Origin of the sequence: Pseudoalteromonas sp. DL2-H2.2, from assembly GCF_021532535.1 — a bacterium.
Taxonomy (GTDB): domain Bacteria; phylum Pseudomonadota; class Gammaproteobacteria; order Enterobacterales; family Alteromonadaceae; genus Pseudoalteromonas; species Pseudoalteromonas rubra_A.
Genome location: NZ_JAKGBD010000013.1, coordinates 128,177 through 145,969, shown reverse-complemented (window position 1 = coordinate 145,969; position 17,793 = coordinate 128,177). Strand labels below are relative to the sequence as shown.

The window sequence follows — 17,793 nt, the reverse complement described above, 5'->3', positions numbered from 1 at the left end:
AGTGAGGTTTTTGCCGTCCTGGAGCGCTTTCAATACAGAATCTAAATCAAATTTTTGTGTAGTCATGAGTCATTTCTCTTTTTGCATCTTAACTTATCGAAATGACACAGAAAATTGAACACTACCGATGTACAGCCTCCACGGCATTTGTCGTGTAGATAGGCGTTCTTACGTAATCCGGGTACTTGAAGTAAGCGCTGAGTGTCGGCCATTTACAGCGCCATGATTTGATGACCAAAGGGTATTTTTCACCCCACTTGGCTTCCAGTTCGTCCAGCGCGATTTCAGCAGCATTCAGGGTTGCAGCCTTATAAACGCATTTGAGATCCGCCATGAAAGCCTTCTGGTTTTTGGATGCCACGTATTTGAGTGAGTTACGGATCTGGTGAATGATACAGTGTTGGATCTCTGTGTTCGGATAAATGGTTTCAATGGCTTCAGGGAAGCCTTTGAGGCCATCCACGCAAGCAATCAGGATGTCTTTAACGCCTCGATTATTAAGGTCGGTCATCACGCTTAGCCAGTGATGTGCACCTTCCTGGTCTGAAAGGTAGAGGCCCAAAAGCTCCTTTTTACCTTCGATGTTGAGAGCCAAAATGGTGTAGATGGCTTTACTGACATAACGTCCGTTTTCTTTGATCTTGTAGTGAATAGCGTCAAGCCAAACAATGGGATATATGGCTTCCAAATCACGTTCACGCCAAGCCTGGAGCTCAGGCAGTAGCTTGTCTGTTACGGTATTAATAGTACCGTTGGAAATAGATATATCGTACATATCGGCGATGTGAGTGCGGATATCCTGGTAGCTGTTACCCAAGGCAAACAGCGCAAGAATCTTACGTTCTAAGTCTTCGGTCAGATGGGTTTGGTGCTTTTTCACCAACTGCGGCTCGAAGGTGCCAGCTTGGTCGCGAGGCGTCTCAAGTTCGAATGCACCAGTGGGCCCTTTGACCGTTTTAGTGGATTTACCGTTCTTACGACTGGGCTCGGAGCTTTCGGCTAAGTGGTTTTCCAACTCAGCCTTCATTGCGGCTTCAGTGAGCTGTTTTATCAACGGGGTGAGCGCTCCATCTTTACCAGTGAGGTTTTTGCCGCCCTGGAGCGCTTTCAATACAGAATCTAAATCAAATTTTTGTGTGGTCATGGGTCATTTCTCTTTTTTTATCTTAACTTATCGAAATGACACAGAAAATTGAACACTACCTGCACACATAGCATGGGGCACATCCTTTGTGCGCTGACTCTGCCTGTTTCAACCTGCTGTTAAAACAGACAGAACACTGAATATCATATGATGGTTACCATTATTATACCTCACCATTATTTTTCCGATTAACATTTTGATATATATGGTTTTAAAGTGGTTTTTGGATTTTTGACCCTGAGTGTTCGAGCTGTTAATTTTGATCCGTACTCAGGTACCTGCTAACGGGGCGTTGATTTGGTTTTACAGCCTCCCCAGGTGGTTTAAAGACGTTTGATAAAAGGAAAATGTATGCACTTAAAAATTAATAAAAAGGCCATTAAAAACTTGTCTCTTGACGAAGTTGCACGCGTAGCTGGCGCAAATCGGTCACAAGTCGCGGATGTGATAGATGACTCATGCCAAAGCGTCTGCTCTATGTCGCTGTAGTACAAGTGATGACATGTCAACAACCCCAAGAACAAACTGAGTGAGTAAAAAATGAAGCATATCGAAAATATAGAACTGGTATCTGGTGGTCGAGCTGAAGGTGGATGTATTCCTCCTGATCTGGACAAGCTAATTAACCGATAGAATTTTTAACAAAGGAGATCATATGATTACTTTAAAAAAGACAGTAATGAAACGGCTAGTAGCCGAAGAGTTTACACCAGCGATGACCAAAGATGTGGCTGGTGGGCATGATTTTCAACCCAGCGCATTCCGTGGTTGTCAATCAAATGAAACGCGTGAACAGTTTCCAGTATAACAGGAGATAAACAATGAAATTAAAAAAAGTAAATTTAAAAGAGCTTAACAGCGACGCGACTTTGATGAAAGTCGCTGGGGGTTGTCCTCATACTGTGCATGATTGTGGCGTTGATCGCACCATTCCAGTGCTCAATGAAATTCACTAAATCACGTTTCCTAATTGCAAAGAATAGAGAGGAATAGATATGTACAAGCTAAACGCTGAAATAACACTGGTTTCTGGTGGGTGCGATTACGATCCTGCAGACGATTTTGATACTGGCGACTGGCCTAATCCAAAGAAAATCAATCAATACTAAAAGATGGTGAACATGTGTTGTCTGAAAGTCGTTAATCGCAGTGTGGGTTAGACCGCGATGTCAATTGATGGCCTTGTATTCAGTCAACTATCTGGGAGGCGATTATGCAATCGATACAAATACATGAATTAAACACTGTCTCTGGTGGAAGTCACATAGAGAACCCGTCAATCCCTTGCCAGGTAAAGGATTGGTAATTTATAGCTGTAACCCGTGGAGGCTTATATGCAGTATTTAAACCAAAGTGATTTGGATATGGTCAGTGGTGGCCGTGACCCTGATCATGATTGTACTCGGCCTATTCGGCCAGGCTCAATTAACTAACTAGTATTGAGCATGAAAGTAACGATTTTGGCGGACAGTTACTTTTCACCCTAGTGCGAGAATGTTGTTGAATAAGGAGCCGGATAGGCTCCTTTTTTATATCCGACAATTAATATATCGTGAGCGTGTGTCATCAAAAGGAATGTTGATAGCAGGGATCTTCAGCGCCAAAACTCGCCATGTCACTTAGCAATATCCTGGCTTAAATACTTCGGGCTAAGATGACCATCTTCACTGTGTCATCTCTTTTTTGTTGTTATCACTCTCAAAGTTCTCAAACACTATTTGGTATATCGTTTTAAGGCCCATCATCAGTGCATCATGATTGTTTTTAATTTCATTGAAACACTCGCTGAATCTTGAACTTGCCGAACTCCAGCCCACGATAGAACGCTGTGCGCGAAACGTTAAGCGTGATAGCTATTCGTGAGACCTTGAACTCTGCTGAGTGTATTTACATGAAGTTTAATCGTTTTATTCTTGATTACTCGTGAAACTAGTTGGTGTGTCAGTGGCGAGTTCGGCTTCACTTTGGGTGACGATTTTCTTTTTCTAACGTTTTTTCGCCAGTCATAGATTTGCGATTCATAAATATCTAAATCACTGGCCGCGGCAGCAATCTCATTTTAGCTGCTATCTGAACGGCTTCTTGTTTTTATTCCGTCGTACGAGCCGGGTTCGCGCAACTAGCCTCTTAATAAAGTGGGTTATTCAGGCGCGACCGCATACTGCTTCTTCTAACTCGGTCATGACGGAATTACAGCACGTATTTCACTTCGCAGATTCAGTGAGGTGTTGCTGTTTTTCCTGCTGAGTACGTAAAGCAACAAGCCAAGTGAGGTGATCCAGAAGAGATGAATTCAAGGGGGACTGGTGTATGAGATGTGTTGACGCGTTATGGTCATATAAAGAGCTCATTGTTCGGTTACTGAATGCAGGGGTTTTTGTTTAAGTCTTTAATTAATTTAATTTTATTTTGTTTTTTCTAATTTTGACTGCCTCTCTGTTCTGCCCCATTATGGCTTCAGGCACTTAAGTAATTTGAGTGTCAGTAATCAATTAAATGAGGTGTTCTATGTTCAATGTATTAGAGAAAAAGCAACTGACTCAGGTTTCTGGTGGTGACACGACTCACAAGATGCTTGAGAAAATGGAACGAGAGAAAAACGGTAACTAAGTGCTCTGTGCATACGTTATTAAGCCAGGCGCAAAATGTGTGAGTGGCTAAGTAGTATATCTTTTGTTCTTGCTGATAGGGCAGGTGCGTCATTACATGGCGACAAAGTACGCCCACAATAAAAGAAGAATGAGTGCCCAAGATACGCAGGTCGTTGATATCTCAGGGTGGTAAATAAGTTTTGAGGTGAATTATGTATTTGATCAATGAAAAAGCAGTGTTGATAACTGGCGGTACACTCAAGCCAAAAGTAGATTATTCAAAAATTGAGTGTGATCTTTAATTTTTTAAACAGGAGAAAAACATGAAAACTATCGAAAAAAACAGTGAGCTATTGGTATTGGTAAATGGCGGGATCGTTGAAGGCGGTTGTATTATTTACCCACAAATTGGTAAAAAATAATTTATCAAACCACCACGTACAATGATGCTAAACACAGCTGAATTGTTCTTTTAAGCCGTATAGGGTTGCCTGTACGGCTTCTTCGTTTTGATATATTTTCCTCCCCAGTCCAGTCCACTTCCCTGATTTTTCAGATGACAGTAAGAGCCCCTTCTAGCCATGATAGGTGTGATCATACAACTACTGCCCGCGCACTATGTCTCTGAGTCGGACCAATTGCCACTGTTTTTTATTGGGGGTGATTGCTATGTAACGCTGTCAGCATACATAGATAACAACCTGGAGGGAGTTTGGTAGAACTGTTGTTTAAGTGAGCATTATTAGAATCTCCAATCCCATTGTGTATTCATATTTAGCCCATAATTAAGCCATATCTAAGGATAACTTAACTATATAAGTTATTGAAAGTATGGGTTATGTTTGTTTTTTTGTGGTTTTGATTTTTGCAATTTCCAATGTCAAGATTCATCCCGTCAAAGCGTTACAGCGCAAGACAAAAATTAGTAATTGGAATTTAACTTGAACATATTGAACAGTTAGCCAGGCATTCATACAGATGAGATTTCGCATGATGCCTGAGTATTTGGAGGCACAATGGCGAGAACAAAGTTTTATACAGACAAAGAACTATCTTATTTATTAAATCAACAACTGATTGGTGACTGCCTGGACGACCACTTTCAGCCCGAAGGTTTAGAGTGTTCGCTTATCAATGTTGCCGACGCCGATTTGAACATGGGCGACGAGCAACACATAAACTTCTACCGTATGTAAATTTGGAGAGCATCTGGAATGGCATTTATCGTACTTGGACAACAGCAGGATGAACATGCGCAGTACATGCTGGAGAAGCTGAAAATGCGCGGGCTTGAGGCCTACTTGCTGTCTACGCATGAGTTCCCGCGTAAGGTTCTATTTAGTTATGAGCCTGATGAGGAGTCCGGTAGTTTGACTCTGGCATGCGGGAAAAAGTTGACCCTGGATGAAATACAAGCGGTATTCTGGCGCGGCTTTTCAGGTGTCTCAGATGAATCTACACGAGAAAACTACATGAGCCCAGAGAGTATCGCGGCTCAGGATGCTATGGCGTGTCTGAGAACCTGGTTCTTATTGGATAATGACACAATCTGGCTAAACAGCTGGGAAGCGTTTCAACATCATAAAGAGAAGCCCTTTCAGCTGACTAAAGTAAAACGGCTGGGAGTACGTATTCCTAAAACTTATGTTGGTAACAATCTGGAAGACATCAAAACCGCGTTCAACGCGCTTAAACAGTCCATCTTTAAACCTGTATTTGGTGGCGCACATACTGAATTGCTAACAGAGGCGCATCTGGAGTCGCAGCGAGTAACCCAAGCGCTGGCCAAGTCACCAATCACAGTTCAGGAGTTTATTGCGGGCACGAATATACGTAGCTATGTCATCGGGGATAAAGTCATTTCGGTTGAACTAAGAAGTGAGCAAGCTGATTTTCGCGAAGATGCCAACATGGAACTACTGCCGATTGAAACCCCAGCAGAGATAGTAAAGCAAGCACAACAAATTGCGCGGACGCTGCACTTAAACTGGACGGCAATTGACTGGCGCAGAAACCAGCATGGTGAGTATTACTTCTTGGAAGCGAACCCTTCCCCGATGTTTATCGGGTTTGAGAAACTGTCGGGGATTTCTATTACAGATCATTTAGTTGACTACATGCTGGGCAACGGATGAGGTTGAGCGTTAAGTGAGGAAAGAGCAATGGCAGAACAAGAAAGAGTTGTTCAGTCGTCTGTGCGTGGTGATAAACCATATCACACCCAGATGAAGCCTGGGTGGCAGTATGCAATGCGGTATATGAGTGCTTTGCGTAACCTATGGTCACCTTTTTTACTGGCACTTTTCTATCTTCACCTTGGCGCAGATGGCTACTCCTGAAGATGGTGATGATCCGTTACCACAATTCCTGAGCTGGTCATGAGTAATCGGCCGGATTAATCGCCAAGGGTATAAACAACTTAATACTAATTAATTGATAGAGAGAAAAAGATGAAATTGAAAAAGAGAAAAATTAAGAACCTGTCTGCGTCTAACGAAATGCTGACAAAGCAGACTAATCAAGTCGCAGGTGGATTTGCCGCCATCAGTGGGCAAGATTGTAATCTGCCGGATACACTGGCCTGCAACTCTCAGGCATGTCTGGCACCATCTAAGCATTTTCAGTGTATTGAAAGCTTACTGATGTGTAGAGCTTAATTTACTGGCCTGATGAATAAGTCAGCGTCTTTTGCACTATTCTTGGCGGAGTTAAAAGCAAAGGCAGCTGTCACTGTGAGAAATTAACCTAATAAGGAAACACTATGCACCCTTTTTCACTAGATAACACACAAAAGCAAAATGTCACCGGCGGAAATATCTTTGTTTCCGATCTGCTTGAAGAAAATGGTGGCCCAATTTATGTGACTTTGGCCATTCCTGAAGATGGTAACGATCCTCTACCCCCTTTAGAGCGTTTTTAATTTGGTCTGGCTGGACCTGGTTATGCAGTAGTAGGTCCGGTGTGGATTTTGGGGCGTCAATATGCCCAACATTGAATGACTTTGCGTCATGCTTGGCGGAGCTTAAGCAGAGTTGATAAAAACTGAGAAAATTAAAGATTAATAAGGAAACACTATGCACCCTTTTTCACTAGATAACACACAAAAGCAAAATGTCACCGGCGGAAATATCTTTGTTTCCGATCTGCTTGAAGAAAATGGTGGCCCAATTTATGTGACTTTGGCCATTCCTGAAGATGGTAACGATCCTCTACCCCCTTTAGAGCGTTTTTAATTTGGTCTAGCTGGGCCTGGTTATGCAGTAGTAGGTCCGGTGTGGATTTTGGGGCGTCAATATGCCCAACATTGAATGACTTTGCGTCATGCTTGGCGGAGCTTAAGCAGAGTTGATAAAAACTGAGAAAATTAAAGATTAATAAGGAAACACTATGCACCCTTTTTCACTAGATAACACACAAAAGCAAAATGTCACCGGCGGAAATATCTTTGTTTCCGACCTGCTTGAAGAAAATGGTGGCCCAATTTATGTGACTTTGGCCATTCCTGAAGATGGTAACGATCCTCTACCTCCTTTAGAGCGTTTTTAATTTGGTCTGGCTGGGCCTGGTTATGCAGTAGTAGGTCCGGTGTGGATTTTGGGGCGTCAATATGCCCAACATTGAATGACTCTGCGTCGTGCTTGGCGGAGCACGCGCAGAGTTGATAACAACTGAGAAAATTAAAGATTAATAAGGAAACACTATGCACCCTTTTTCACTTAGTAACACACAGCAAGAGCAAGTCACCGGCGGTCTAAACGGTGAGGTGATCACCAATCAATGGATGTGCGAAACTGGCGGACCAATTCGCGTTACTATGGCTATCCCTGAAGATGGCAACGATCCGTTACCTCCGATTTACCCTGTAAAAGACATCATGTAAGAGGAACAAGAACTATGCATCCTTTTTCATTAAAAAAAGAACAAGAACAATTGGTTACAGGCGGTCTGCGTAAGGGAATTATAGATATCACACTGGCTGAGGGGGAAACCGGCGGGCCAATATACGTGACTATGGCAATTCCCGAGGATGGTCATGATCCGTTACCGCCGTTTGAGCTGATGTAATCCTGTAAAACAGGCGTTAGAGTTTAAAAAGCTGTAGCACCACGTGATGTGTGCTACATGATGTATTGAAACAATTAATATCAAAGGAAAAGTACATGAAAGAGTTAAATTCAGTTAAAGAATTAGCGTCAGTCACAGGTGGTATCGGCATCGGCCTGGGTGATCCTAACGACCCAACACGCACTATCTGCTAATAAATGGCAGATACCCAGAATTACTTGTTGTTAAGGGCTGGATGTAAATTCAGCCCTTTTTGTGTTTTCATCGCGCTGTATCATGCGACCTGCAGGGTCATGATACAGCGCGATGACCATGGACCATGTATGAGTGCTTTTGTCCGTCACAAAGGAGATTGTTTACATCATGACAGCGCTGGACCTTTAAAGGGAATTTTTTTAAATTAGTGAAGTTCTCAGCATGTTTCTATATATCAGTGGTTTAAGTTTTGACCATAAGAACGAGCGGGAAGATTCTTCACCGTTAATATTACTAAATTGTTTTGTTTTTGTGATTTACTATATATTATCGTTGAAGATGAAATGAAAGAGTCACTATTATTTAAAAGATGTGACTCATACTGATTTAATAACTTGCCATTCGCTGTTGTCCCTATCCGAACTCAGTCAGGGATAAGGTGAAAGGATATGGGATCATGAGTCACCATGAATGAAGTAAGATTTTCAAGGCAGGTCAAGGAGGTTCGGTTTGGTGCCTGGATACTAGATCCAAAGCATCAAAGCATCACTGATGGAGAGGTTGAGCGGGAGCTTGAACCCCTGTTGTTTCGACTGCTTTGCTACCTTATCATCAACAATGAGCAGATCATCACTCGACAAAACCTGGTAGAAGATGTCTGGGCGCAACACTATGTCGATGACAACGCGATCAATCGTGCAATGTCAGAATTGCGAAAGATCCTTAAGTCTGAAAAGCAAAAAGGTACGATTGTAAAGACGCATTACCGTAAAGGGTATAGTTTCTTTCTTGAGCCAGAAATTGTTTATTATGAGCATGTTGAAAAACCGTCGACGTCTTACGCAGCGGCCAATACTGACTCAAACACCCCCTCCACTTTGCCTGAGCAGCCTGTACTTTCTACCCAGCAGCATACTGCAACAGCTGATAATCATGGCAAACGTGCGCTGCGGTGGCGTTATGTGTTACTACCTTTACTCCTCATCTTGGCTCCACTGGCTTGGTATATCCTACCGGCAGGCCTGTTTACAACAAACCAAGAGTCTCATTTACTGACCCGCAGTAAAATAGAAGAAAGTGTGCTTTCCTGGTTACCTGGTCGTTATGCCACGCTCAACCTGTCTCCCAATAAACAACAGGTTGCCTTTTCTTTTATTCAGTCAGATAACAAAAACTATGCGCTGGTGGTGAAGTCTCTGGAAAGTGGGCATGAGAAGCGCATTGGCAACCCGGGTGTGAATTACTTCCCGGTCGGGTGGTCGGTTGATTCCAGCTTTATTTATTATCGGGCTGTGAGTGAAGATCAGTGTCAGGTGTGGCAACTGAGTGCAGATTTTATTACCAGCAACCGCCATGTTTTTGATTGCACGCTGCACTATACAACGGGTGGTGGCGTGTCGGCAGGGCGCTTTGTTTATTCCAAAAGTGGTTATCGCAACCGCGATGAGTTGTCTGTATTAACGAGTCGCGATCTGAGCAGCGGTGATGAGTTTCAAATTACCTCACCTAACCTGAATTCTTATGGCGACCGTTTTTTAACATATATTGCTCAGAAGCAGGTGATCCTGTTTGAGCGCAGACAGTATGAATCCAACGAGCTGTATATGACGGATTTGGACGGTGGCAATCAGGTTAAGTTGTTTGAGTCGGCAAACCGGATCTGGGCCGTAAACTATAATGCTGAACAGGATTTGGTCAGCTGGTTTGATAATACCGCAAATCAGCTATACCGCTTTTCTCTGGCGCAGCAACGACTACATAGTGTTGAGCAACTTCAGACTGCACAGCAATATGCGAGCTCACAGATACTGGATAGCAATACCTTATTGATGGTGAGTTACCCTTTTCAGGCAGATGTATTCTTATTGGATCAGCAGACTCTCGCTCTGACAGAGCTTATTTCGAGTCCACTGGAAGACACCTCTGCCACAGAGGTGGGTGACGAATTTTTATTCCTGACGCGTCAGGGGGATCAGCGCATCGTGAGAAAGCAGCAATCTGATGGTCAAATTGTGCCGCTGGCGCTGCCACAAGACAGTTACACTGCGTTGCGCTATAACTCAGCCAGTGATCATTTATTACTCCAGTATAAGGACAAAATTGAAGTATATAAGCGGTCGGATATGACGTTAGCTGACAGTATTCATGCCGATGGGGTCGTAGTGGCAGCCGAGTTTATCGGACCTCATGAGCTGGGTTATGTGGTGGTCGATGATCATAAAGTGAAAAGCCGGGTGTTTAGCTATTCTCTGACAGATAAAAAAGTCACGCCACTGCCAACATCGGATTCGTTGTGGATAGGGCGTCTTGATGACGAGCACCTGGTGTCTTTGTCTTCCAGTGATAAAGTTGTACTTTACAATATCCAGTCGGGAGAGATAACCCAAACCATTGATTTGCCGCAGGTGAAGTATAAACACACGCTCGCTATTGGCGAAGGGGATATCTACCATTCTGACGGTGAAACCATCTACAAGCTGGATTTTAGTACACCGTCAGTGATCTCTGAGTTTTACCATATAGATACCTCCAAATATGTGATCAGTAATATGAAATACTCTCAAAAGCGGGGTGGGTTAATCCTGGATCTGATTGAGGTTGTGGAAAATCAGTTGATTAAAGTCACGTTGAAAGAGACGGAGTCATTGTGACATGTCTGTTCAGGCTGTCGCTCATTATGGACGGTAAAGTCGTGCGGCCACTCAACAGCAAAGCATGACATCCTGCCCGGCTGCTCCCTCAGGAGCTGTGTATTCTAACCAGGTCAGCGCAAAAGAGTTGAGTGTCTGGTTTTAGACGAGGCCATCACATGTTTGCTATGTGATGGTCGCCGTATTCTGTTTCAAAACTAGCGCTGTAATGCCTGTATCCAGTAATAAGCGCACCTGTCTATCTCATTACCTGTACATGAGCCCATTCCAGATGAGTATGAACCCGCTGTGCACGGCGGTAAACCTGATTTGTCTTGAGCTTTTCTTTCCCCTCAGGGTGTGAACTTCGGCGTCACCCTGTAAGTCGCGTTGCTCTGGCAACCCTCTTCGTTTAATAAGGGCGGTGGCAGTTTTGTCGTAGTCTGATCCTTTGTCTGCTTTGCCAGGCTCAGTGTGCTGTGAAACGGATAATCCACATAGATCTCTTGATTTTTTGTCCAAAATGGAATTATTCGGCAATCGCAGCAATTCTTACACTCCATTATTCGCATATATAACAATAAGTTAAAAAGTGGTGCTGGAGGTAAGATAAGATTTAATAATTACCGAATTTGCGATGGCTTGGCTAAGGTAGTTAGTAACGAAACAACACAGTTTCAATCGCACAACTAACCCAAACAGCAGGAGCTTCACAATGCTTACACTAAAAACAAAAAAGCTAAAAACATTGTCTAAACAAGAGCGCTTAGGTGCTAAAGAAACACGCGCCATTGCGGGTGGCACTAACACAGAGACTTTTACTGGCACTGTTGATTCAGAGCAAAGGGCTTGAGACGCAAAACCTCTGCATCACATTGCGCAAACGAGTCTTTTATCGATAAAAAGCAACCATGCTTGCAGCGCGTAGTTGTTGTGATGCCCATACACAAGGAAAAAAACATTGCTGAATATGACATGTCCTCTGCTGGCTGCCGGGGTGCTTGCAGGGCAGTTAACACTGCAAGAGCCCAGTAGTGAGTTTTATTACTCCAGAGATCCCGTGACCATTTTGGCCGCCCCTCAAGTGGCAAATGGTACATGGGTCGATAAGGGCTCGGTCCTCGTGACCATCCAGCCAGAGCACGGCGATAAAAGTCACGCGCTGATATCTAAATCCGACGGTTACATTGATTATGTCAGCGATAAATTGTCACCTGGGTATCAAGTGATGGCGGGTGAGATACTGTTTATTATCCGCTCTGCGCGTATACTGGCCAAGCACCAATTGGTTGAACAGTTCTCTGTGCCTGATATTCATCCGCAGCAGACGGTTTGGTTATGTGAGCAGGCAAAAGCATGGCCTATGCGTGTTGACGAAGTAACACAAACGAGCTTGCTGGTTTCAACGCATGTGCAGGCCGGTGACTATGCCGATCTAAAATCACTCAGTCAGAAGCCACAACTTGCCTTGTACACAGAACGGCATGCCTGTTTGGCTGACAGCATTCAATTGGCGTCTGAAACACACGCTGTTGACTGAATTGGCGCGCATCGCGGCATTTAAGTCCCATGTTGTTCTGCATCCTCTGTAGTTGCCATGAATCACTGCCCTTTTTTCTCTTAATACAAGCAACTACACCATTAATACTGTGCCAGATGGTATCGCCAGGTATCCCGCATCGGGTGCAATTAAATGTGCACCAGGTACAGCCTTCATTCTGCTACCACGACTAAGAATTAAAACGCGCAGCGGTCAAGATCCTCTATCTAAACGATTATGTGTTAGCGACAGTACATGAGAGAGGTTCGCTTATGCACTCGTGATGGTGACGGCACTTCGACCGGCACTGCGGCTATACACCGGTGGGGTTGTTCAGTTACAGGCTTATCTATTTCAGTCGTATCGCAATGAAATTGGTAAACAGCGGGTAGCCGGATAATGCGGATCCAAAACTCGTGTTCTGTTAAACCAAATCAATATCGGCCGTCCAACTTTGTACCTGTATGCCATTGAACGCTGTCAGCGACGTAGGCGCGTTGTGGTGTTTTCAGGCCACTATTTTGAGTGGTTCAGACAGCAGTATAAAATGGCTGAAAAATAAGGGGCGAAAGAGGCTTCAATATAGACTCTTATTAATACATACAGAGTTCGTTTTATTCATAATGAAATCTCTCAAGTAATTGAAATAAAAGCTAATGTGATTGTTTTCTCAGTTTTGACCAAGACCTTTTAGTGGCGCAGTATAGAGACTAGATTGATTTGACAACACCACTTGCAATTACTTGATCCGTAAGGAGCCGCCAATGAAAGCACAACTCGAACATTATGCACATGACCTGTTTGCCAGTAACCATGTACTGAAGTCGTCTATTGAGCAGTTTGAGGCGATAGAACAAGGTGATCAACTGTCTGGTGCACTACAGGAAATAGCCTCACAGTCAGGCTATGAGTGCCTGGCTTTTGTTGATTTCATGCCTATGTCTACCACAGTATACGACATGAACTTATACGGTCATTACCACACCACACTAGAGAGCCATCTGGATACGCCTAAGATGTATAGTCATTTTAAGTCGGGTATACGCATTGCTGCTATGTCGAACTTACTGGCTCATGCGGATGAGCTTGAAAACCTTTACGCACTGCCTTTGCGCGGCGTATCTGGGATAGTGGGTGGACTGGTGTTTAATATTCCTGAAGATGTTGCAAAGCAAAGTAGCATTGAATCTATTGATTGGTATTGGACGCTTTTGTCACCCTACTTGCTCAACGCGGCTTTGCGTTGCCGAACCGTCAGACTCTCGATCACCAAGCGAGAGCGAGACTGTCTGTTGTGGGCTTCAGAAGGCAAGACATCCTGGGAGATCAGCCAGATCCTGGGTATTACAGAGCGCACGGTGAATTTCCATCTCACAAACTGTATAGAAAAAACCCAAAGTGCTAATCGTCAACAAGCCATTGTTAAATGTATTATCAATAACTTAATCTAGTTTTTGTGCGTAAGTTTTACGGCTGTATGCCACCTGCTGAGAGCGATACAGACCAGGGAGATAACCATGTTCGGGTTTGGAAATAAAAAATTAAGTAAAGAAATTATTTGGGGTGTAGGGCCGTCGGAATCCCAACCGGGCAGCCTGCTCCCCACTGATACGAAACGGGATTTATTTGATCTCTAAGCACCAATTGTCGTGCGAAGTGTCCTGTTAGCGCACTATCGTACGGGTGTCGTGCACTGGCTGATCCGCCGGCAAATACTCCGTGGATCAGTGTTGTCGTTTGTGTACGACGAGGCAGCTAAAATCGACTCCACAGAAGCGAAGCCAACCGTTCACTTTTGGCCTTTCATTTCCTCGTCCTGAACACTTGGCGCTCAAAACCAGTGTCTCCTTAGCGACAAGTTTACCCAGCATCTAAAGCGAATGATCCGAGTCGTATCACACTCACAGCACTTAGCCCCTTTTTGATACTGAGCCCTATCACACCGGTAAGGATTGTCGTACTTGTCGCAGTATGAAAGCGTGCGCGATGCGGGGGAAGTTGCCAGTGCCTGGCGAGCGAAGAGCAAATTATCACATTACAGGCCGGGTGGCTTGATAGGCATTTGCTTGAGCAGCTATCGTCTTATAGAAAACGGGTATAAATCTGGCTGACAACGGCAGCGCTTGATGTCCTGACACAGCATAGGGGTGTGATTCAATAAATCCGGACACCGTTAGCGCCGTCCATGCTTGCGCAGGAGGTTTAGTTCAGTACATCTATGCTCAATCAGCTCCAGGAATAGGTCCGGCCTAACGGGTTAAACTTTCCTTACTCAGCACATCAACCTTGGGCATAAACACAGGCAATGTGTCCAGCTGCCAGAACTGTGAGTGTCCTGCGGCAGTTGTACGTACGCGCAAGCGATGTGCGCCCGAATGAAGTGACTGCATTAAGCGGTTGGTGTCAGGTGCTGACAGGAAAGGAAAAAAGGGGCCACATTGCTGTGAACCCCTTTACAATCATGATTTGGTTGGCTGAGCGCTTTATTCGTAACGCAGCGCTGCAGAGGGTTTGGTACTGGCCGTTTTAAAGACCTGTGTGGCAACGGTCAGCCAGGTGATAGTGCCCACCAGGGCGGCTGCGATCAGGTAAATGGCATAGGGGTGTGCAACACGCTCGTTAAAGTTCGTGAGCCAGTCGCTGACCAGCCAATAGGCCAGCGGAAAGGCGATGAGCGCGCTGCCCAGCACTAACTTGATATACTCCATGGCCAATAAGTTGATCAGCTGAGGGCGCGTGGCGCCTAATACTTTGCGGATGGCCACCTCTTTACTGCGACGCTGGGCACTGAAAGAAGATAAACCAAAAATACCTATGACAGTCAGGACAATGGCCAGCGCGGTGAAGGTGAAGATCACCTTAGATGCCTGCTGATCTCCCTGATAAAGCAGCTGATAGCGCTTAGAGATTGACTCGATATCGGCACCGACTACACCAAGGTGCTGTTGCAACACGCTCTGAACTTCCTGACGCAATTGTGCCAGGTCGGTTCGGGTATGCGCCAGCACGAGATTGGCCTGCGACATGCGGCTGTAACCACAAATAAAGAACAGCGCAGACGATGCATCGCGAGAGGAACCAATTTTAATGTCTTCCACAATCCCAACGACTTTTGCACGGATACTCTGACCTTCTTGGTTGCCTACCACCACGCGCCAGGTCTGGCCTATAAGGCTGTCCATATCCACCTGATTAGCCTGCATCGCAATCTCACGACTGATAATGATGCTGGCACTGGGCTGCGACTCATCGCCTTGCTGATACCAGTCACTGCTAAACTGGCGACTGAAGTCCCGACCATGTAGCAAGGTGAGGCCCTGGTTCTCGACCGTCTGGTAGCCGGTGCCAATAAAAGGGATGGGCATATTAGCGGGATCGGCACCGGGCCAGATTAATCGCGCCGAGGTATTGGTGCTGCTGGTCAGCGCGGTGTCACTGACGCCAACACTGGTGACACCGTCCAGGCGTTGCAGGGCATCCGTCAACGCAGAGCGGCTGTTAAATACTTCAGTGGCATTCAGGGCGCGGATCTCCAGACGGTTTTCTTTGGCATAGCCGGTGTCGAGCGTGGTGAGAAAGACTAGTTGCTGATAAAGCACAAAGGTTGCGATGATCAGGGTAATAGATAGAGCGGCTTGTGCAACCAGTAAGGACTTACGCACCCAAATGGCCGTAGCGCCACGTTGCAGATCGCCACTAAGCACGCGTTTTGCGTCAAATGAAGCGATAAACAGGGCCGGGTATAACCCCGCAATAACACCCACCGTTACTATGGTCGCACTAAACAGCGCAATAAAGGGGAGGGTAAAGGTCAGTGACAAAGACTTATCAACCAGCTGATTAAACCAGGGCAGTGCGAGCTCGACAAATACCAGAGCCAGTAAACCGGCGATCAGGGTGATGAGCACCGATTCCAGCAAGAATTGCAGCATCAGCTGAAAACGTGAGGCACCCAGCGCCTTTTTGACGCCCACTTCTTTAGCGCGCTGCGCCGCCTTTGCGGTGCTCATATTAATAAAGTTAAAACTGGCAACCAGGATCAGCAAGATACTCAGGCCAATGCTGATATGGACATTATCGGCAGAGCCATTGGCTTTGAATTCAAACCGGGAATGACCATACAGGTGGATATCCAGCAGGGGCAACAGTGTCACCTGCACCATGTTTTTACCCTTGTATACCATCTCGTTGTATTGCTCCGTGAGCACTTGTTCGAGCTGTGTGCGCGGCTGCTGTGCAGAGTCATCAAACCGGGTGCGCAGATAGACATAGGCATCATTGCTTTGCAATGCAGGCTTCCCGGCCTGTGACGGGGTCATGGCGGCAAGGCCATTAAAATCAAAGTGGGTGTTGTCTGGCAGGTCAGCAAAGACGGCAACCACACTCCAGGTAATATCACCTTGTACCAATGTCTGGCCAATCACGTCGCTCTGGCCAAACAGACGGATCGCTTGGGTGCGCGACAGGGCGAGCTTGGCCGGTTGTGTCAGCGCAGGCGCGAGTTCGCCATGCAGTATATCCAAAGCAATAAACTGAGTGAGGTTATCCGTGGCGGCGAATACCTTGTCTAACTTTTGCTGTTGGCCGCGGATCAGGATATCACTGCCATGACGCTGGCTCAGATTAAGCAGGTAGAATGCGGCTTCAATATCATTGAGTTTGGTAAATTCTTCAGCCATCAGTGGGCTAGACACAGGCGCGTCCAGGCCCATAGAGGGCCAGCTTTGTTCTAGCCTGAAAACATGACTGGCATTGGGCTGGTGGTCATCATAGCTGAGTTCAAACTGGCTATAGAGTGCGATTAATAACGCCGCGCCCAGCCCGATGGCCAGCCCGGTGACGTTAAGCAGCAGGTGAAACTTCTGCCGTAAAAAGGCCCTCAGTGCGCCCATCAGATAGAGTTCAAGCATACGCTGCCTCCGGCACGCTGTGCTGAGCCGCTGGGCGCTCATGCGAGATTATTTCACCATCCAGTAGCCGGACCGTTTTGTTGCCGTATAAGGCATCCTGCTCCGAGTGTGTCACCATCACTATGGTGGTGCCGTCTCGATTGAGCTGCTGCAAAAGCTGCATCACTTCTTCGCCATTTTGTGAATCTAAGTTACCGGTTGGTTCATCGGCGAGGATCAGGCTTGGGTTACACACTAAAGCGCGTGCGATGGCGACACGTTGCTGCTGACCTCCCGACAATTGCTGCGGCAGGTGACCGGCACGGTGGGCCAGATTGACCCGAGTTAGCATGGCCTGTACTTGTTCCTGACGTTGTTTTTTAGCCACCTTTTGATAGATCAAAGGCAGTTCAACATTTTGCGCTACGGTCAGGTCATCAATTAAGTTAAAGCTCTGAAATATAAAGCCCAGCTGGCGTTTTCTAAGCTCTGCCAGTTGCTGTTCGCTGTAGCGCTCAATGGCTTGATCTGCAAATCGATAGGTGCCGCTGGTGGGGCTGTCTAGCATGCCCAAAATAGAAAGTAAGGTTGATTTTCCGCAACCCGAAGGTCCCATGATGGCAAGAAAATCTCCTTGCTCCACATGCAGGTCAATGTTGTGTAGTGCCGTGGTTTCGACCTCTGAGGTGCGAAAAACCCGGTTAATTTGTTCTAGTTTTATCATGATTGTTCTCGGTTT

Annotated in this window: 19 protein-coding genes and 1 pseudogene; 17 read left to right on the top strand and 3 right to left on the bottom strand. The window is 45.6% G+C overall.

From position 1 onward, the window contains the following. Positions 1–124 precede the first annotated feature (124 nt). Positions 125–1,144, bottom strand: a pseudogene (locus L1285_RS19220) (IS256 family transposase); the annotation flags it as partial. 351 nt (positions 1,145–1,495) lie between these two features. Between L1285_RS19220 and L1285_RS19215 the strand changes: the two are divergent. From L1285_RS19215 to L1285_RS23925, 17 genes are all read left to right on the top strand, one after another. Further along, positions 1,496–1,633 carry a hypothetical protein gene (locus L1285_RS19215; protein WP_235413788.1) on the top strand — a complete coding sequence of 46 codons (138 nt, stop codon included), beginning with the start codon at positions 1,496–1,498 and terminating at the stop codon, positions 1,631–1,633. A 166-nt stretch (positions 1,634–1,799) separates the two neighbouring features. Continuing rightward, complete coding sequence (locus L1285_RS19210; RefSeq protein ID WP_235413787.1) at positions 1,800–1,952, top strand: hypothetical protein; 153 nt, start codon at positions 1,800–1,802, stop codon at positions 1,950–1,952. Positions 1,953–1,965: 13 nt separating this feature from the next. Continuing rightward, positions 1,966–2,100, top strand: a complete 135-nt coding sequence (locus L1285_RS23695; protein WP_268836167.1) for a hypothetical protein — start codon at positions 1,966–1,968, stop codon at positions 2,098–2,100. 1,552 nt (positions 2,101–3,652) lie between these two features. Then, positions 3,653–3,754, top strand: coding sequence for a bacteriocin (locus L1285_RS19205; RefSeq protein WP_235413786.1), 102 nt, complete (start codon positions 3,653–3,655; stop codon positions 3,752–3,754). Positions 3,755–4,751: 997 nt separating this feature from the next. Continuing rightward, complete coding sequence (locus L1285_RS19200) at positions 4,752–4,931, top strand: hypothetical protein (protein WP_235413784.1); 180 nt, start codon at positions 4,752–4,754, stop codon at positions 4,929–4,931. Between the two features lie 18 nt (positions 4,932–4,949). Next, a complete protein-coding gene (locus tag L1285_RS19195; RefSeq protein WP_235413782.1) occupies positions 4,950–5,870 on the top strand; it encodes an ATP-grasp domain-containing protein in 921 nt (306 codons plus the stop codon). A gap of 27 nt (positions 5,871–5,897) precedes the next feature. Beyond that, entirely contained in the window at positions 5,898–6,074 is a 177-nt protein-coding gene (locus L1285_RS19190) for a hypothetical protein (RefSeq protein WP_235413780.1), read from the top strand. 111 nt (positions 6,075–6,185) lie between these two features. Further along, positions 6,186–6,392, top strand: a complete 207-nt coding sequence (locus L1285_RS19185) for a hypothetical protein (protein WP_235413778.1) — start codon at positions 6,186–6,188, stop codon at positions 6,390–6,392. A gap of 104 nt (positions 6,393–6,496) precedes the next feature. Next, positions 6,497–6,655: a hypothetical protein gene (locus tag L1285_RS19180; RefSeq protein WP_235413776.1), complete on the top strand. Its 159-nt coding sequence runs from the start codon at positions 6,497–6,499 to the stop codon at positions 6,653–6,655. A gap of 154 nt (positions 6,656–6,809) precedes the next feature. Then, the gene (locus tag L1285_RS19175) at positions 6,810–6,968 is read left to right on the top strand and encodes a hypothetical protein (protein WP_235413776.1); all 159 of its coding nucleotides are present in this window, start codon (positions 6,810–6,812) and stop codon (positions 6,966–6,968) included. Between the two features lie 154 nt (positions 6,969–7,122). Beyond that, positions 7,123–7,281 (top strand): hypothetical protein, encoded by a 159-nt coding sequence (locus tag L1285_RS19170; protein WP_235413776.1) that lies wholly within the window; start codon positions 7,123–7,125, stop codon positions 7,279–7,281. 154 nt (positions 7,282–7,435) lie between these two features. After that, on the top strand, positions 7,436–7,615 hold the full coding sequence (locus tag L1285_RS19165; RefSeq protein WP_046006626.1) for a hypothetical protein: 180 nt from the start codon (positions 7,436–7,438) through the stop codon (positions 7,613–7,615). Between the two features lie 14 nt (positions 7,616–7,629). After that, entirely contained in the window at positions 7,630–7,800 is a 171-nt protein-coding gene (locus tag L1285_RS19160) for a hypothetical protein (protein ID WP_235413774.1), read from the top strand. Positions 7,801–8,462: 662 nt separating this feature from the next. After that, a complete protein-coding gene (locus tag L1285_RS19155) occupies positions 8,463–10,646 on the top strand; it encodes a winged helix-turn-helix domain-containing protein (RefSeq protein ID WP_235413772.1) in 2,184 nt (727 codons plus the stop codon). Between the two features lie 694 nt (positions 10,647–11,340). After that, entirely contained in the window at positions 11,341–11,478 is a 138-nt protein-coding gene (locus L1285_RS19150) for a hypothetical protein (protein ID WP_235413770.1), read from the top strand. Positions 11,479–11,586: 108 nt separating this feature from the next. Further along, positions 11,587–12,165: a hypothetical protein gene (locus tag L1285_RS19145; RefSeq protein ID WP_235413768.1), complete on the top strand. Its 579-nt coding sequence runs from the start codon at positions 11,587–11,589 to the stop codon at positions 12,163–12,165. A gap of 764 nt (positions 12,166–12,929) precedes the next feature. Then, positions 12,930–13,616: a helix-turn-helix transcriptional regulator gene (locus L1285_RS23925; protein WP_328285062.1), complete on the top strand. Its 687-nt coding sequence runs from the start codon at positions 12,930–12,932 to the stop codon at positions 13,614–13,616. 1,032 nt (positions 13,617–14,648) lie between these two features. Here L1285_RS23925 and L1285_RS19135 read toward each other — a convergent pair. Together L1285_RS19135 and L1285_RS19130 are read right to left on the bottom strand one after the other, a co-directional pair. Further along, positions 14,649–17,075, bottom strand: a complete 2,427-nt coding sequence (locus tag L1285_RS19135) for an ABC transporter permease (RefSeq protein ID WP_235413766.1) — start codon at positions 17,073–17,075, stop codon at positions 14,649–14,651. After that, complete coding sequence (locus L1285_RS19130; RefSeq protein WP_235413764.1) at positions 17,068–17,778, bottom strand: ABC transporter ATP-binding protein; 711 nt, start codon at positions 17,776–17,778, stop codon at positions 17,068–17,070. Before L1285_RS19130 ends, L1285_RS19135 begins: the two co-directional genes overlap by 8 nt. Between the last annotated feature and the right edge of the window lie 15 nt (positions 17,779–17,793).

What these genes read in the sequence shown, in the direction of transcription:
- L1285_RS19155 (WP_235413772.1), top strand. Translation starts at nt 8,463, where the DNA reads ATGAATGAAGTAAGATTTTCAAGGCAGGTCAAGGAGGTTCGGTTTGGT.
- L1285_RS19170 (WP_235413776.1), top strand. Translation starts at nt 7,123, where the DNA reads ATGCACCCTTTTTCACTAGATAACACACAAAAGCAAAATGTCACCGGC.
- L1285_RS23695 (WP_268836167.1), top strand. Translation starts at nt 1,966, where the DNA reads ATGAAATTAAAAAAAGTAAATTTAAAAGAGCTTAACAGCGACGCGACT.
- L1285_RS19130 (WP_235413764.1), bottom strand. Translation starts at nt 17,778, where the DNA reads ATGATAAAACTAGAACAAATTAACCGGGTTTTTCGCACCTCAGAGGTC.
- L1285_RS19190 (WP_235413780.1), top strand. Translation starts at nt 5,898, where the DNA reads ATGGCAGAACAAGAAAGAGTTGTTCAGTCGTCTGTGCGTGGTGATAAA.
- L1285_RS19200 (WP_235413784.1), top strand. Translation starts at nt 4,752, where the DNA reads ATGGCGAGAACAAAGTTTTATACAGACAAAGAACTATCTTATTTATTA.
- L1285_RS19215 (WP_235413788.1), top strand. Translation starts at nt 1,496, where the DNA reads ATGCACTTAAAAATTAATAAAAAGGCCATTAAAAACTTGTCTCTTGAC.
- L1285_RS19195 (WP_235413782.1), top strand. Translation starts at nt 4,950, where the DNA reads ATGGCATTTATCGTACTTGGACAACAGCAGGATGAACATGCGCAGTAC.
- L1285_RS19165 (WP_046006626.1), top strand. Translation starts at nt 7,436, where the DNA reads ATGCACCCTTTTTCACTTAGTAACACACAGCAAGAGCAAGTCACCGGC.
- L1285_RS19180 (WP_235413776.1), top strand. Translation starts at nt 6,497, where the DNA reads ATGCACCCTTTTTCACTAGATAACACACAAAAGCAAAATGTCACCGGC.
- L1285_RS19175 (WP_235413776.1), top strand. Translation starts at nt 6,810, where the DNA reads ATGCACCCTTTTTCACTAGATAACACACAAAAGCAAAATGTCACCGGC.
- L1285_RS19160 (WP_235413774.1), top strand. Translation starts at nt 7,630, where the DNA reads ATGCATCCTTTTTCATTAAAAAAAGAACAAGAACAATTGGTTACAGGC.
- L1285_RS19185 (WP_235413778.1), top strand. Translation starts at nt 6,186, where the DNA reads ATGAAATTGAAAAAGAGAAAAATTAAGAACCTGTCTGCGTCTAACGAA.
- L1285_RS23925 (WP_328285062.1), top strand. Translation starts at nt 12,930, where the DNA reads ATGAAAGCACAACTCGAACATTATGCACATGACCTGTTTGCCAGTAAC.
- L1285_RS19205 (WP_235413786.1), top strand. Translation starts at nt 3,653, where the DNA reads ATGTTCAATGTATTAGAGAAAAAGCAACTGACTCAGGTTTCTGGTGGT.
- L1285_RS19150 (WP_235413770.1), top strand. Translation starts at nt 11,341, where the DNA reads ATGCTTACACTAAAAACAAAAAAGCTAAAAACATTGTCTAAACAAGAG.
- L1285_RS19135 (WP_235413766.1), bottom strand. Translation starts at nt 17,075, where the DNA reads ATGCTTGAACTCTATCTGATGGGCGCACTGAGGGCCTTTTTACGGCAG.
- L1285_RS19210 (WP_235413787.1), top strand. Translation starts at nt 1,800, where the DNA reads ATGATTACTTTAAAAAAGACAGTAATGAAACGGCTAGTAGCCGAAGAG.